Source organism: Enterococcus sp. ZQ21, assembly GCF_030053755.1.
Classification (GTDB): Bacteria; Bacillota; Bacilli; order Lactobacillales; family Enterococcaceae; genus Enterococcus_B; species Enterococcus_B lactis.
This window is the reverse complement of sequence record NZ_CP125658.1, coordinates 2141442-2156203: the sequence shown is the minus strand read 5'-3', so window position 1 is coordinate 2156203 and position 14762 is coordinate 2141442. Positions and strand designations below refer to the sequence as shown.

The 14762-nt window shown below is 38.5% G+C and carries 14 protein-coding genes and 1 pseudogene; 10 read left to right on the top strand and 5 right to left on the bottom strand.

What is annotated here, in order from left to right:
- Positions 1-2: 2 nt before the first annotated feature.
- The gene (locus QK255_RS10470) at positions 3-680 is read right to left on the bottom strand and encodes an ATP-binding cassette domain-containing protein (RefSeq protein WP_002291495.1); all 678 of its coding nucleotides are present in this window, start codon (positions 678-680) and stop codon (positions 3-5) included.
- Between the two features lie 263 nt (positions 681-943).
- On the opposite strand from QK255_RS10470, the gene QK255_RS10465 reads away from it, so the two are divergent.
- The 3 genes from QK255_RS10465 to QK255_RS10455 are packed head-to-tail and all read left to right on the top strand — an operon-like array spanning position 944 to position 4326.
- Positions 944-2710, top strand: a complete 1767-nt coding sequence (locus QK255_RS10465; protein ID WP_002291496.1) for a PTS mannitol transporter subunit IIBC — start codon at positions 944-946, stop codon at positions 2708-2710.
- A gap of 14 nt (positions 2711-2724) precedes the next feature.
- The gene (locus QK255_RS10460) at positions 2725-3162 is read left to right on the top strand and encodes a PTS mannitol transporter subunit IIA (protein WP_002291499.1); all 438 of its coding nucleotides are present in this window, start codon (positions 2725-2727) and stop codon (positions 3160-3162) included.
- A 12-nt stretch (positions 3163-3174) separates the two neighbouring features.
- Positions 3175-4326 carry a mannitol-1-phosphate 5-dehydrogenase gene (locus QK255_RS10455; RefSeq protein ID WP_002291501.1) on the top strand — a complete coding sequence of 384 codons (1152 nt, stop codon included), beginning with the start codon at positions 3175-3177 and terminating at the stop codon, positions 4324-4326.
- A 61-nt stretch (positions 4327-4387) separates the two neighbouring features.
- Here the strand turns inward: QK255_RS10455 and QK255_RS10450 are convergent, their stop codons facing one another.
- The 3 genes from QK255_RS10450 to QK255_RS10440 all read right to left on the bottom strand — a co-directional run bounded on the left by QK255_RS10450 (position 4388) and on the right by QK255_RS10440 (position 8052).
- Positions 4388-5086: a type 1 glutamine amidotransferase gene (locus tag QK255_RS10450; RefSeq protein ID WP_002291503.1), complete on the bottom strand. Its 699-nt coding sequence runs from the start codon at positions 5084-5086 to the stop codon at positions 4388-4390.
- Positions 5079-6431 (bottom strand): Mur ligase family protein, encoded by a 1353-nt coding sequence (locus tag QK255_RS10445; RefSeq protein ID WP_002287244.1) that lies wholly within the window; start codon positions 6429-6431, stop codon positions 5079-5081. Before QK255_RS10445 ends, QK255_RS10450 begins: the two co-directional genes overlap by 8 nt.
- Positions 6432-6651: 220 nt before the next feature.
- Positions 6652-8052: a TrkH family potassium uptake protein gene (locus QK255_RS10440; RefSeq protein WP_002291505.1), complete on the bottom strand. Its 1401-nt coding sequence runs from the start codon at positions 8050-8052 to the stop codon at positions 6652-6654.
- Between the two features lie 160 nt (positions 8053-8212).
- Here QK255_RS10440 and QK255_RS10435 point away from each other — a divergent pair, with 160 nt between their 5' ends.
- The 4 genes from QK255_RS10435 to lepB all read left to right on the top strand — a co-directional run bounded on the left by QK255_RS10435 (position 8213) and on the right by lepB (position 11061).
- Positions 8213-8950, top strand: a complete 738-nt coding sequence (locus QK255_RS10435; protein WP_002291509.1) for an epoxyqueuosine reductase QueH — start codon at positions 8213-8215, stop codon at positions 8948-8950.
- A gap of 124 nt (positions 8951-9074) precedes the next feature.
- A complete protein-coding gene (locus QK255_RS10430; RefSeq protein ID WP_002291510.1) occupies positions 9075-9554 on the top strand; it encodes a hypothetical protein in 480 nt (159 codons plus the stop codon).
- Entirely contained in the window at positions 9551-10318 is a 768-nt protein-coding gene (locus tag QK255_RS10425; RefSeq protein ID WP_002291511.1) for a DUF6681 family protein, read from the top strand. The genes QK255_RS10430 and QK255_RS10425 overlap by 4 nt, the downstream gene beginning before the upstream one ends.
- A gap of 173 nt (positions 10319-10491) precedes the next feature.
- Entirely contained in the window at positions 10492-11061 is a 570-nt protein-coding gene (gene lepB / locus QK255_RS10420; RefSeq protein ID WP_002291512.1) for a signal peptidase I, read from the top strand.
- A 121-nt stretch (positions 11062-11182) separates the two neighbouring features.
- Here the strand turns inward: lepB and QK255_RS10415 are convergent.
- Positions 11183-11772 (bottom strand): annotated as a pseudogene (locus QK255_RS10415) (class I SAM-dependent methyltransferase).
- Positions 11773-12092: 320 nt separating this feature from the next.
- Here QK255_RS10415 and QK255_RS10410 point away from each other — a divergent pair.
- Genes QK255_RS10410 through prmC form a run of 3 tightly spaced genes read left to right on the top strand, consistent with a single transcriptional unit; the run spans position 12093 to position 14585 of the window.
- The gene (locus QK255_RS10410; protein ID WP_002291517.1) at positions 12093-12677 is read left to right on the top strand and encodes a thymidine kinase; all 585 of its coding nucleotides are present in this window, start codon (positions 12093-12095) and stop codon (positions 12675-12677) included.
- Positions 12678-12679: 2 nt separating this feature from the next.
- Positions 12680-13753, top strand: a complete 1074-nt coding sequence (prfA, locus tag QK255_RS10405) for a peptide chain release factor 1 (RefSeq protein WP_002291519.1) — start codon at positions 12680-12682, stop codon at positions 13751-13753.
- Positions 13746-14585 carry a peptide chain release factor N(5)-glutamine methyltransferase gene (gene prmC / locus QK255_RS10400; protein WP_002291522.1) on the top strand — a complete coding sequence of 280 codons (840 nt, stop codon included), beginning with the start codon at positions 13746-13748 and terminating at the stop codon, positions 14583-14585. Before prfA ends, prmC begins: the two co-directional genes overlap by 8 nt.
- Positions 14586-14762: the final 177 nt, after the last annotated feature.

Genomic DNA, 14762 nt, shown 5'->3' with positions numbered 1-14762 from the left:
AGTTACACCTCATACAATTTACGATAAATAGCTAAAATCTCTTCCATATTTGAGGATTCTGTGACGATTTCTCCATTTTTTAGAAAACATGCTTTAGAACAAATCGATTGGATATTCGCGATAGCGTGGGAAGAAAGAAGAATCGTCTTCCCCTCTTTCTGCCATTGTCTGATCAGCCTATTCAAGATATCAATACTTCCTGGGTCTAACCCGTTCAACGGTTCATCGAATAACATGACAGATGAATCACTGATCAAGTAAGCAGCAAGCAAGACATGTTGTTTCATTCCTAGAGACATTTTTCCAATCGGCAAAGTAAGGTACTCAGTCATCTTCAATCGTTGGAAAACAGTTTGGTATTCTACTTTGCTCTGCCAATAGTATTTGATCAAAGTCAAATAATCAACAGCCGTTAGATAGTCGGATAACTGATTCGTTGATTCTAGAAAAAAGAAAGACCGGCGATAATCTGTATAAGCAGTAGGAGAGATGTTGTGAAGGGACAATTGATCATAAGTTGTTGGCAGCAGTTGGGCAATGCCATTCAGCAAAGTTGTTTTGCCAAATCCGTTCGGGGCAATCAAAGCAGCTACTTCTCCTGATTCTACTAAAAGATCCAATTGTCGAATCACACGTTTTTTACCACGTTTCATGTTCATGTTTTTGATCAGTAATGTCATAGATAGGCCTCCAATATAAATTTTAATATCATAATAAAACAAAAAATATCCAAATAAAATGCTGACAAAAGTTATTATTTACATATTATAAAAAAGTTAAAATAACATGTTTATTTAAAAGTAAAGTTTGCTGATCCCGAAATTTTTTTATTTTGCTGATATCCTCAAACCTTGGGCACAAAATTTCGTGCCAAAGTACGACTATTTCTCTTTTTAGTAAGCGGATACAATTAGAGTATCAAAAGGAGAGAGGAAGAGACAAAATGGAACGGACGATTCCCAAAAACAACATTTCGCTAAAAGCGAGGGTACAAAAATTAGGCAGTACCTTATCAAGCATGGTCATGCCAAACATTGGAGCACTGATTGCTTGGGGTGTGTTAACGGCTTTATTTATCCCAGATGGTTATTTGCCAAATGAAGCTTTCGCTACCATGGTAAGCCCGATGCTAACTTATCTGATTCCTTTATTGATCGGCTATACTGGCGGAAAAGTAATTGCTGGTGACCGCGGATCAGTTGTGGGAGCAATTGCAACGATGGGTGTGATTGTCGGAACAGATATTCCAATGATGCTAGGTGCGATGATCATGGGACCTCTTGGTGGATATGCCATCAAGAAATTTGATCAGCTGTTCCAAAAACGGATCAAATCCGGTTTTGAAATGTTGGTCAATAATTTTTCAGCAGGTCTTATCGGTTTTGGATTAGCGTTATTAGGTTTTTCTGCGATTGGTCCAGTTGTCGATGCATTGACTCAAGCAATGGCAAAAGGTGTAGAGATCATTTTATCTGCCCATTTGATTCCATTGACAAGTATTTTTATTGAACCAGCAAAAATCTTATTTTTGAATAATGCAATCAACCATGGGATTTTGACACCATTGGGAACTGAACAAGTAGCAGATGCAGGAAAATCTATTCTATTCTTGCTTGAAGCAAATCCTGGTCCAGGACTTGGCGTATTACTTGCTTTTACTTTGTTTGGCAAAGGAGCAGCAAAATCTTCAGCACCAGGTGCCATGATTATCCACTTTTTAGGTGGGATTCATGAAATCTATTTTCCTTACGTCATGATGAAACCGTTATTATTCTTATCAGTTATAGGCGGAGGAATGTCAGGAAGTTTCATTTTCCAATTGATGGATGCTGGACTAAGAGCGCCAGCTTCTCCAGGGTCGATCATTGCGATTCTAGCAATGACACCGTTCAATTCTTACCTTCCTGTTATTTTGGGCGTGATTGTTGCCGCAGCTGTTTCATTCGGTATTTCTGCAGTGATTTTGAAAGCGGACGCGAAAGATACAAATGAAGACTTTGAAAAGTCTGTGCAAGAGACAAAAGCAGCTAAACAAGCATCTAAAGGTGCCCAAGGTATTCCTCAAGGAACTGCGCTATCTGGCGTACAAAAAATCATTTTTGCTTGTGATGCAGGGATGGGATCGAGTGCGATGGGCGCTTCGATCTTGAGAAAAAAAGTACAGGAAGCAGACTTGCCTCAAACGGTGACTAACCAAGCAATCAGCCAACTGACAGATGACTCGAATACATTGATCGTTACTCAGGTCGAACTACAAGAAAGAGCAAAACAAAAAGCACCGAACGCGCGTTTTGTCTCAGTAGAAAACTTTTTGAATTCACCTCGATATGATGAAATCATTCAAGAATTGAGCAGCAAACAGGAACCATCAGCTTCTGAAACTAAGAACGAGCCAACAGAAGAGTTTCTTTCAGCAAACATCAAACAAATCAAAGAGATCCTACTTGTTCACGATGATCGTTCGGGATCAGCAACAATGGGGATGACCGTGCTCAAAGATATATTAGACAAGAACCATTTAACTATCCCGTTACGAAAAGTCAACATCCAGGAGTTAAAAGGGGAACCTGATTCACTGATCGTAGCCAAAGAGAGTTTAGCAGAAAAAGCACGGATGGCTGCACCGCAATCCATTCATTTATCGGTTAATAGCATGGTCAACCCACAAAAATTTGAATCAATTGCACAATATTTGAAACAGACAGCTTAAGGGAGGAAAACAGCATGCAAAGTTTGCCATTCGACATGATCGAACTCAATCGATCATTTAAAACCAAAGAAGAAGCGATCCGCTATTGCGGTCAAAAGCTTGTAGAAGCAGGATGCGTTGATGAGGAATATATCGATGCCATGGTAGAAAGAGACAACATGTTATCTGTTTACATGGGGAATTTTATCGCGATTCCTCATGGAACAGATGAAGCAAAAAAATATGTGAAAAAATCCGGCATTTGTGTCGTACAGGTGCCAGACGGTGTCAATTTTGGTACGGAAGAAGAAGAAAAGATTGCGACTGTTTTGTTCGGTATAGCAGGAGTCGGCGATGAGCATCTGCAACTTGTACAGCAAATCGCACTTTATTGCAGTGATATGGACAATGTTGTCCAACTAGCAGACGCGCTCAGCAAAGAAGAAGTAACGGAAAATCTAGCAATTGCTTAAGGAGAGAGAAAAATGAGAGCAGTACATTTTGGTGCAGGAAATATCGGTCGAGGATTTATTGGAGAAATTTTGGCAGCTAATGGATTTGAGATTACTTTCGTAGATGTGAATCACACGATCGTTGATGCTTTAAATGAAAGAAAAGAATACGAAATCGAATTAGCAGATGAATCAAAAGAAAGAATCACTGTAAAAAATGTCAAAGGAATCAACAATCAAACAAATCCAGAAAAAGTAATCCAAGAAATCGCTGAAGCAGATTTAGTTACTACCGCCATTGGCCCGAATATCTTACCTTTTATTGCCGAGTTGATTGCAAAAGGGATCCAAGAAAGAGAAATGGAAGGAAACACAACACCTTTAGATATCATTGCCTGTGAAAACATGATTGGCGGTTCAGCATTTCTAGAAAAAGAAGTGTATAAATATCTTCCAGAAACATCATTTACTGACAAATATATCGGCTTTCCAAATGCAGCAGTCGATCGAATCGTCCCATTACAACACCATGAAGATCCTTTATTCGTCCAAGTAGAACCTTTCAAGGAATGGGTCATTGACGATAGCCAAAGAAAAAATAAAGAAATCCAATTAAAAGGGGTTTTATATGTAGATGATCTAGAACCATATATCGAACGCAAATTATTTAGTGTCAATACTGGTCATGCGACTGTCGCTTATACAGGTGCCTTGTTAGGTTACCAGACCATTGATGAAGCAATGCAAGATGCGTTAGTTGTGGCACAATTAAAATCAGTTCTGCAGGAAACAGGAAGTTTGCTGATTGCCAAATGGGGGTTTGATGCAGAGCAGCATCATGCGTATATTGAAAAAATCATCCATCGCTTCCAAAACAAATATATCTCTGATGCGATCACACGTGTCGCTCGGACACCATTACGTAAGCTAGGTTATCAAGAACGGTTTACACGGCCAGTGAGAGAACTGCAAGAACATAACTTGACTTGTCCACATTTGACGGCAACAATGGGTATTATTTTTAATTACTATGATCCTGAAGATGAACAAAGCCGTCAACTGCATGAAATGAAGATCCATGAAAACTTGGAACAATTGATCCAAGAAGTCACAGGAATCAATGATCCGAAAACAATTGGGAATATCAAGCAAAACGTGAACCGTTATGCCAAGCAAGTCGCTTAAAATAGGATACGAAAAAGGGAAATGTGACGCAACTTTTGTCACATTCCCCTTTTTCGAATAACTAGGCTGTTTGTCCTTCAAGATAGGGCAGGTCCAACTCTTTACCGTAACGTTGTTCTAAAGCTAGGCGGATCAAGCGAGCTGCTAATTTCTCATTTCTTGCAAGGATAGGTCCGTGGAAATAAGAACCGAAGACATTTCGGTAAATGACACCTTCGGATTGATCTTCCCCATTGTTTCCTTGACCTTGTACCACTTTCCCCAAAGGCCGTTCACCTTCACCTAAGAAAGTCCGACCATTGTGGTTTTCAAATCCATAATAAGTTTCATTGAATTCTTCATTATGGATGACAATGTCACCGATAAACCGGTTATTTTCCTGACTTAATGTGTAGTGATCCAGTGCACTGATACCTTGGATCTTTTCTCCGTTGGCTCCCATGTAGTAGTGACCTAGCAATTGATAACCACCGCAAATGGCTAACATGACACCATCATTTTCGATATAGTTGATCAAAGAATCTTTCTTTTTCTGGATGTCTTTTGAAATGATCAGTTGCTCAAAGTCTTGACCACCGCCAAAGAAAACCAGGTCATATTTATCAGCATCAAAAGGTTCATGTATACTAACGATCTCCGTATGGCAAGAAACCTCCATTTTTTCTGCTACATATTTCAACATCAAAAGGTTTCCGTTATCGCCATATGTGTTCATCAAATTTCCATAAAGGTGGGCGATATTGAGTTCATAATTAGCCACGATTCATTCCTCCTTTGATAAATCCTTGAGCCGCTAGTTCTTTACGCAGCTGCAATACAGCAGTGTAAGTAGCTAAGATATAGACATGTTCAGTTGGCAATTCTTTGATTTTTTCGATTACTTCTGGTAATTCTTTTGTTTCTGTCAATTTATTTTCTGGAATCCCGGCAACTTTCAGACGTAAAGTCATATCTGTATGACGGTCTCCTCCAGAAATAACGGCTGGGATATCCATATCGGCAAAGTTTTCAAAATTACCATCCCAAATCCAGCTGACATCGATTCCGTCTGCGTAATTGGCATTCAATAAAGCCACTAAAGAAAATGGATAAGGAGCTAGACCAATCATATCGATTACTTGATTGATACCTACAGGATTTTTGACAAGTACTAATGTACATTTTTTTCCATTGATATTGATGACTTCTTGTCGGCCGAACACTTTCTCGTCATATCCTAACCCTTGTTTGATTTTATCAGGATCGACATTGAAGTACTCCGCCACTGCAGTAGCTGCTAAAGCGTTGTAGACGTTATACATACCACCAACTTCGATTCCATATTCATGACCATCGATCACAAAATCTGCTGAAACATTGTCCATCCGTACCATATCAGTCAATCGGTAATCCAGTTCAGGTCGTTTGAAGTCACAATTTGGACAGTAATATTTTCCTAAGTTTGCATAAGTGATCATTTTATAATGCAGGATGTGATGACAATTTGGACACAAGACACCGTCTGTATTGTAATGCGCCATTTGTTCACGATCTTCTTCATGGTCAAAGCCATAATATTTTCTAGGATTAACTGTTTCGATCGAATTGAAGATCGGTGAATCACCGTTACTGATAATCGTTGCATTTGGTGACTTTGCAGCACCGTCTACAATCATTTTATAGGTCGTATAAATTTCTCCATACCGATCCATTTGATCACGGAAAATATTTGTAAATAAAAATAGTTCTGGTTTCATATATTCTGTGACTTTGCTCAAACTTGCTTCATCTATTTCTAGGACAGCAAATTTTTTCTGTCCTTTTTTTGGTTTTGCCTGCAAGAAAGTCGATACAATTCCCTGTACCATATTCGCACCAGTAGGGTTGGTTAGAACTTCATCGAATTGCTGGCGCAAAATATTGACTGTTAAAGCGGTAGTCAATGTTTTACCGTTTGTTCCGGTAACAACGACGACTTGGTAGTCTTTTGCCAAGCTATCTAGTATATGTGGATCGACTTTCAGCGCTAGTTTACCTGGTAAACTTGATCCGCCTTTAAAAAAAGTTTTTAATGCCCATTGCGACGTTTTCCCAACTGCAATCGCAAAATGACTGCGTATTCCCATTATGTAACCTCCAAAAACGATTTGCTGACGAATAAATTCAACTAATCATACCATATGTTGAAAAAAAGGTTAAATTGCTTTTCTTATTCTTAAGAAAAGGTTACGGCTGAAAGTGCATGAAATCGGACAAAACCGCATGATTTAACAAAAAAACAGCTTGAAACAAAATGATTGTTTCAAGCTGCTGTGATTTTATTACTCCTCATCGGTCTTTTCATTATTAACCAATAATGATTTTCTCACTTGGATATTCATAGCCCAGATCTCGGGTTTCTTTTGGTACGAACAGCATCAATGTATACAGCATTCCAATCCGCCCAATAAACATCAGGGCAGCAATCGTAATTTTCCCTACAACAGACAAGTCGCCGGTAATTCCTAAGGACAAACCAGTTGTTCCAAAAGCAGAAGTTACTTCGACGATGATCGAGATCAGTGTTTGTTCCTCTGTAGCAGATAAAAAAACGATACAAAAGAAACACATACCAAGAGAAAGCATAAAGACAACGACTGACTTTCGCACATCATCTTGTTCGATTCTTCGTCCAAAAATATTGATATTATCCTCACTCTTGAGGAAGGAGTATAGATACAAACCGATGATCGCTACAGTAGTTGTTCGAATCCCGCCTCCTACAGAACTAGGACTGCATCCGATAAACATCAGTAAAGAAAAAATAATCAGTGTCGTAATCTGAAAATCACTCAAATCGTGAATCTGGAGACCGGCATTACGAGTCGTGATCGAATAAAACATCGAATTGATCCATTTGACACTCATACTGGAATCTTGGAATAAATGGTCCTTTTCCAATAGATAAATTAAGATAGTTCCCGAAACGAACAAGATGACAAAAGCCAACACAGCTAATTTGGTAAACAAGGAAAAACGAAATGGAAGCTTTGCACTGGAACGTTTATATAACAGCCACTCCCGGCACTCCATCAATACAGGAAAACCAATTCCGCCGACAAAAATCAAAAACATGATCAGAATCAAGAAAAAATAGTCATGTGCAAAGGGCTTGATGGAATCCCCAGTGACGTCAAATCCAGAGTTCGTGACAGCCGATACCGCCTGATAAAAACCATAAAAAACGGCATCACGCCAACGATCAAAATAGCCTCTGTAATAAAAATAAATAGAAAAGAATGTCCCAAAAAGTAATTGAAACCAGATTAAAATAGCAAAAGTGATCCGAATCAGTCGGACGATACCAGACAAACGCGGTTGATTCATATCCGTCATGATCAGCTGCCGCTGTTTCAATGTGATTCGTCGTTTAGAAAAAATGACAAAAGCAGTAGAAATCATCATGATCCCCAAACCACCAACTTGAAATAATATTTCCAGCAGTATAATGCCGTTATCATTGAACACAGAATTGATATCAAAAGTCGATAGTCCAGTCACACTCACTGTACTGATTGCCATGAACAGCATGTCCACAAAAGAAACATGGCTATCTGGTTCGCGAAAAATCGGCAGATAAAATAGAACGAGTGATAAGACCGTCATCAATATATAATAAAAAACGATGATTTGGATCGATGAGAAATGATTGGCAGCAAACTTTTGTCCTCGCCGCTGCAGCCTTTGAAAGAATAAATCAACATGCACAGTACTATCCTCCTGACAATAGTCGTTTCTACCAGTATACAAGGGGAATCAGGAATACTCAAAGAAATTATTGAACAGATAACAATACAGCTTTCGATTAAAATAGAAATGGCTTATAATAAAGCAAATCCTAGAAAAAAGAAGGAGGAGGAATAACAAATTGATCAATGCCCAACAAATCGTAGAAAAAATGAAAAATCAAAAAATAAATTATGATACAGTTCTGAAAAAAATGATCATGCAATGGGAGAAAGAAGAAGTAAAGCCTAAGATATTAATACATACATGCTGTGCTCCTTGCAGTACGCACACATTGGAATTCATGTCTCAGTATGCAGATATCACGTTATTTTTTTCAAATTCGAATATCCATCCTAAAAGTGAGTATTTGCGGAGATTACATGAACAAAAACGATTTGTAGACCAATTTAATGAGAAAACTGACCATCATGTAGCGCTGATTGTTGATGAATACCGTCCAAGTGAATTCACCAAAATGGTTTTAACCAACCATCTTGAAGACGAAAAAGAAGGTGGTGCTCGCTGTAGTGCATGCTTCAATACGCGATTAGATCTTGTTGCGCAAAAAGCGCAAGAACTAGGATACGATTATTTTGGAAGTGCCCTGACGATCTCACCAAAGAAAAATGCAGCCTTGATCAATCAAATCGGAATGGATATCCAAAAGATTTACGGGACACGATATTTGCCAAGTGATTTCAAGAAAAACAAAGGCTATGAACGCTCTTTGCAAATGTGCAAAGAGTATGATATCTATCGCCAATGTTATTGTGGTTGCGTGTTCGCTGCCAAGCAGCAAGGATGTGATCTGAAAAAAATCAATCGGGAAGCAAAAGCTTACTTAAAAACATCGACCGTAGTTTTGGATGAAAATTAAAGAAATCTTTCGGAAAAACGTAAGAAAAAAATAAAGAATTTATGATAGAAATAAGGTAGACTGTATAATTTGTCCGTAGTAAAGTAAGGAAACAAGAATAAATTTCAATGAAGGAAGAGATAAGATGCGAAAAGTAGCACCTATTTTGAAGCCAATCGCTGTATTAACAATCTCGACGATTGTCGCGACTACTACAGGTATTGTGAATAGTTCCAGCTACCGTGCACCAAGTTCAAGTTCTAGTACTGTAGAAGAAACAACACCAACTACTTCAGTCTCGACATCTGAACCAACAACAACGGAAAGTTTGAATGAAACCACTACGACAAGTACATGGGACGATACAACAACTAGTTCGTCGTATGATGAGACATATACAACTGACAGCTCAAGCGAAACAAGTAATACGGTACCAGATGGCACTCCATCGGATTCAACCAATCCAAGTACAAGTCCGGATACAAGTGCTAGCTCCGAAACGATACCAAGCAGTACGACTGTAGATGATAACACGCAAAATGATGATGCAGCACGTACAGCACAGCAAAACCAAGATTCAGGAAATACCCAAGCGTATAACCAGCAAGCAGGTGATTCTCAATGACATTTTTACTAGACCTTATCAACGGGGTGCATAAATTCCTTGGCTATTTAGACATCAGTCCTAAATATCTTAACCGTGGATATACGATTTTAAGTGTGATTCCCACGCTTTATTTATTGAGAATTGTTTATGGACTTTGGCAAAACCAAAACTATCTTCAATTTTTCTTATATGGACTTGCATTTCTAGTGCTTGTTTATTTTACTGTTTTAAATGTATTTTATTACTTTTTAGATAAAAACACGAAAGCCGATGTCACGCAGCTTTTTGTGAAGTATTTGCCTGATGAAGCGTTCAACATCCAGACAGAAGAAACGATCAATAATGGAAATTCGATCGATAAAGTGAATACACAAGAGGTCATGGTTTCGTATGACGAAGATTACCAATTGAAATTAGCCGAGAATATGCGGTATTTGATTGGAAATGGTGAGATCAAAACAAATGAACTCGGTCGCATGGATGGATTTTTGGTCGACAGAAATACATTGTATCCTTATTACTATGTCAAGAAAACAGGTGAGAAAGAGTATGTTCTAAATATTGGACGAAGCTACTCGGACATGGAAAAAGTAGGGACCATTCGACTGAGCTCAACAGAAGACACATTGGAACCTGTCGGATTGTTCATCGTTGGCGGTGATTTTGTCAAAGACGGGTTGCGTTATCATGAGCCTTATCGCCTGAAATTAATTGCAAAAAAAGCACAATCACAAGAAGAACAAGTTGTTTATAGTCGGAGCCAAAGAAGAAGACATTCATAAGGGGATGTGACATGACTTTTGTCATGCCCCTTTTTTATATAACGAGAAAAATAGAACGAACACGTCACTTATTCTTTCCTTTCATTTATAAACATTGTAGAATAAAGAGAGTACAACGAAATATCGTAAAAAAATGTAATAAATAACGAGGAAATATAAGTAGGAGGTAAGCTGTGAAAGAATTTTTGAAAAATTGGGGGATTCTGATCCTTGTATTAGCGGCTATTTTATTAGCTAGAGTGTACGTGTTTACACCAGTCACTGTAAACGGACATTCGATGGACCCTACATTAAGTGATGGACAACGACTGATTTCATCTAAAATCTCGAACTATGAACGAATGGACATTATTACTACGAAGGAACCAGGGGATGAAGAACGAATGATCGTTAAACGAATCATTGGTATGCCTGGGGACACAGTCAAGATGGAAAATGACCAGTTGACCATTAATGGCAAAAAGTATGATGAGCCTTATCTAGATAAGTTCAAAAAAGAATTTTCAAAAGATAAGTTACAAGGAGAGTATGCTTATAGTTCAGGGTTCCAAGCACAAGCAGAAAGTGCCTCTACCTTTACGAGCGATTTTGAATATACTGTGCCGAAAGGAAAGTATCTTGTTCTGGGGGATAACCGTTTGATTTCAAAAGACAGCCGAATGTTTGGGTTAGTCGACAAAGATATGATCCAAGGCAAAGTTGTTTTCCGCTACTGGCCTCTTTCAGAAATCAAAATCATTTGATGAAAAAATAAAAAGAAGAGGTTGTGACAGAAGTGGTCAGCTTCAAGAAATAAGAAGCTGCTTTTGGAACACCGTTTAAACGAAAAAAGAAGCTGTGACATATTTTTGTCACAGCTTCTTTTTAATCTTTTTGGCTGATGGATAAGAAAAGCGACGCATGTTTATTCATGAATAGCTTTTCTCCACGATGAAAAGTATGACTAGCAGTAGAGACAAAGCCAGTTTTTTTCAATCGATCGTTCAATTCTTCTTGGGTAAAACCATTATGGACTTTCGGATGACTGATTTGTTCATTCTTGTCAAAATCTACAATAATCAGTTGACCGCCAGGAGCTAAAAGTTCGTAAAGTTTCATGAGAATAGTCTCTGTATCGGGAATGTGCAAAAGTACGAGTGATAGAAGGGGACAGCAGGAAATTCGACAGAGGCATCAGCGTGGATCGTGCGGACATTTTTCAGATCTGCTGCTTGGATCTTTTCTTCTGCCATTTTCAACATAGTTTCTGAAGCATCGGCAATGATCAGTTCTTTGAATCTTTCCGCAAGCGGTAAACTCACAAGCCCAGTTCCGCCTCCATAATCCAGCAGGACTTTTTGGTGGCTGTCGCGCGGTAGATAAGTAGTTAGTTCTTCGCGAATAATTTTGGCTAATGCTTGACGGTCAGGGGAATCATAATGGTTAGCGATGGAATCAAAAATATTTTTTGTCATCAAATAGCTCCTTACATAAAACTTTGGAATTTTAACTTATTATAGCACGTGAAAAGAAAGAAAACATGCTATACTCAATTCAAAAAGAAAGTATTTAGCGGATGTACTTATTTTTATAACTCCTAAGAATTTTCAAGGACAGAAATTTTTCCAGAAAGATGAGAGAAATGGATCGCCTTATTTAGTTCCTGTCAAAAAGTTGGAACAAAAGTAAGCAAGGGATTTGAACGATAATCTGTGCTTGATGAAAATTCTCACTGTAAAAAATGTTGAAAATCAAGTATAATACCATAGGAACAAACTGGAAGGTGAAAAAGAGCATGGCACAACTATTTTTTAAGTATGGCGCAATGAATAGCGGCAAGACGATCGAGATCCTAAAAGTCGCTCATAATTATGAAGAACAAAACAAACCAGTTGTCTTGATGACAAGCGGTATTGATACGAGAGATGGTTTAGGCGTTGTTTCAAGCCGAATCGGACTGAAACGTGAAGCAATGCCGATATTTGAAGAAACAGACGTATTTGACGTGATTCAGAACATGGAAAGCAAACCCTATTGTGTGCTGATCGATGAAGCGCAGTTCTTAAAAAAGAAACATGTCATTGCTTTTACGAGAATCGTGGATGAATTGGATATTCCGGTTATGGCGTTTGGTTTGAAAAATGATTTTCGAAACGAGTTATTTGAAGGATCAAAATATTTATTGCTTTACGCAGACAAGATTGAAGAAATGAAAACGATCTGTTGGTTCTGCCACAAAAAAGCAATCATGAATTTACATTATATTGATGGGAAACCTGTTTATGAAGGCGATCAAGTGCAAATTGGCGGAAATGAAGCTTATTACCCCGTTTGTCGAAAACATTACTTTCATCCATCAATGATTACAGAAGGAGAATAAGCATGTACGATCAATTACAATCAATTGAAGACCGTTATGAAGAGCTTGGAGAACTTTTAAGCGACCCAGAAGTGATTTCTGATACAAAGCGCTTTATGCAGCTTTCAAAAGAAGAAGCAAACACGCGCGAAACAGTCGAAGTTTATCGTCGTTATAAAGAAGTAGTACAAGGAATCACCGATACAGAAGAACTGCTTGGTGAAAAACTGGATGATGAAATGGCTGAATTAGCAAAAGAAGAATTATCTGAGTTAAAAAAAGAAAAAGAAGTCTTAGAAGAAAAAATCAAGATCCTGCTTTTACCAAAAGATCCAAATGACGATAAAAATATCATCATGGAAATCCGTGGAGCAGCAGGTGGAGACGAAGCAGCCTTATTCGCGGGTGATCTTTTCAATATGTACCAAAAGTATGCTGAAGCGCAAGGTTGGAAAACAGAAGTGATGGAAGCGAACGTTACCGGAATCGGTGGATACAAAGAAGTGATCATGATGATTACCGGAGAGAATGTTTATTCGAAATTAAAATATGAAAGTGGTGCACACCGTGTCCAACGTGTTCCTTCAACTGAATCGCAAGGGCGTATCCATACTTCCACAGCAACAGTTGTCGTGATGCCAGAAGCTGAAGAAGTAGAGATCGATATTGAAGACAAAGATATCCGCACAGATATCTATCATGCTTCAGGTGCTGGCGGACAGCACGTCAATAAAACAGCATCTGCTGTACGTTTGACTCACTTACCAACAGGGATCGTCGTTGCTATGCAGGATGAACGTTCTCAGATCAAGAACCGTGAAAAAGCAATGAAAATCTTGCGTGCTCGTGTGTATGATAAGATCCAACAAGAAGCACAAAGTGAATATGATGCCAATCGAAAATCAGCAGTCGGAACTGGGGATCGTTCAGAACGGATTCGGACATATAATTTCCCGCAAAATCGCGTGACTGATCACCGTATCGGATTAACTATCCAAAAATTAGATCAGATTTTAGCAGGGAAATTAGATGAAATCGTTGATGCATTGATCATGTATGATCAAACATCAAAACTGGAAGCTATGCAAAATGGGTAAAATGACCTATCGAGAAGTCCTGTCACGGGCTTCTTCTTTTTTAGAGGATCATGGAAAAGAAGCATACAGTATCCAATTTTTATTTTTGGAACGGAAACAATGGAAAAAACTTGATTGGCTCCTTCATATGAACGAAGAGATTTCAGAAGAAGAACAACAGTTGATCGAAACAGATCTGCGACTTCTGCTTGCAGATCATCCGCCTCAGTATTTGCTAGGATATGCAGATTTTTATGATCATCGGTTGAAGGTAACCGAAGCAACACTGATTCCTCGACCAGAAACAGAAGAGTTAGTGGAGTGGTGTTTAGACGAGACGCCTGATGTACCATTGGAAGTGATAGATATTGGGACAGGTACTGGGGCGATTGCTATTAGTTTGAAAGCAGCAAGAAAAAATTGGCATGTATCTGCCGTAGATCTTTCTGAAGAAGCGTTAGAAGTCGCGAAAGAAAATGCTCAGCACGAAGGAACGAAAATCAGTTTTTACCATGGGAATACATTGGAACCAGTACAGGATCGGCGATTTGATGTGATTATTTCTAATCCGCCGTACATCAGTCGGAATGAATGGGAACTGATGGATGAAAGTGTCCGGTCATTCGAACCTAAGATGGCCCTTTTTGCGGAGAACGATGGATTAGCTGTTTATGAAAAAATAGCAGTTGAAGCACCAAGCGTACTAAAACCAAATGGAACGATTTTTTTAGAAATCGGATTTCGCCAAGGTGAAGCAGTAAAAAAAATATTCCAGCAAGCATTTCCAGATAAAAAAGTAGCGATAAAAAAGGATCTTTTTGGTAATGAACGAATGATCCAAGTCTACAGTTGAAGTTGTGGATGAAAAAATTTTTATTTGTTTTTTTATTATAAAAAAACACTAATTTGACAAGGATGTAAACGACTTTTTGGCTTATCAACAAGTTTGTCCACTATTGACAAATGGATTATCCACAGACAGTGGAAAACTTGAGGATAAAGTTGGATAAAACAAGAATGTATGAAAAAG

Coding starts and splice junctions, on each gene's coding strand:
- QK255_RS10455 (WP_002291501.1), top strand. CDS start 3,175: ATGAGAGCAGTACATTTTGGTGCAGGAAATATCGGTCGAGGATTTATT.
- prmC (WP_002291522.1), top strand. CDS start 13,746: ATGGGTAAAATGACCTATCGAGAAGTCCTGTCACGGGCTTCTTCTTTT.
- QK255_RS10425 (WP_002291511.1), top strand. CDS start 9,551: ATGACATTTTTACTAGACCTTATCAACGGGGTGCATAAATTCCTTGGC.
- QK255_RS10430 (WP_002291510.1), top strand. CDS start 9,075: ATGCGAAAAGTAGCACCTATTTTGAAGCCAATCGCTGTATTAACAATC.
- QK255_RS10465 (WP_002291496.1), top strand. CDS start 944: ATGGAACGGACGATTCCCAAAAACAACATTTCGCTAAAAGCGAGGGTA.
- prfA (WP_002291519.1), top strand. CDS start 12,680: ATGTACGATCAATTACAATCAATTGAAGACCGTTATGAAGAGCTTGGA.
- QK255_RS10410 (WP_002291517.1), top strand. CDS start 12,093: ATGGCACAACTATTTTTTAAGTATGGCGCAATGAATAGCGGCAAGACG.
- QK255_RS10460 (WP_002291499.1), top strand. CDS start 2,725: ATGCAAAGTTTGCCATTCGACATGATCGAACTCAATCGATCATTTAAA.
- QK255_RS10470 (WP_002291495.1), bottom strand. CDS start 680: ATGACATTACTGATCAAAAACATGAACATGAAACGTGGTAAAAAACGT.
- QK255_RS10445 (WP_002287244.1), bottom strand. CDS start 6,431: ATGGGAATACGCAGTCATTTTGCGATTGCAGTTGGGAAAACGTCGCAA.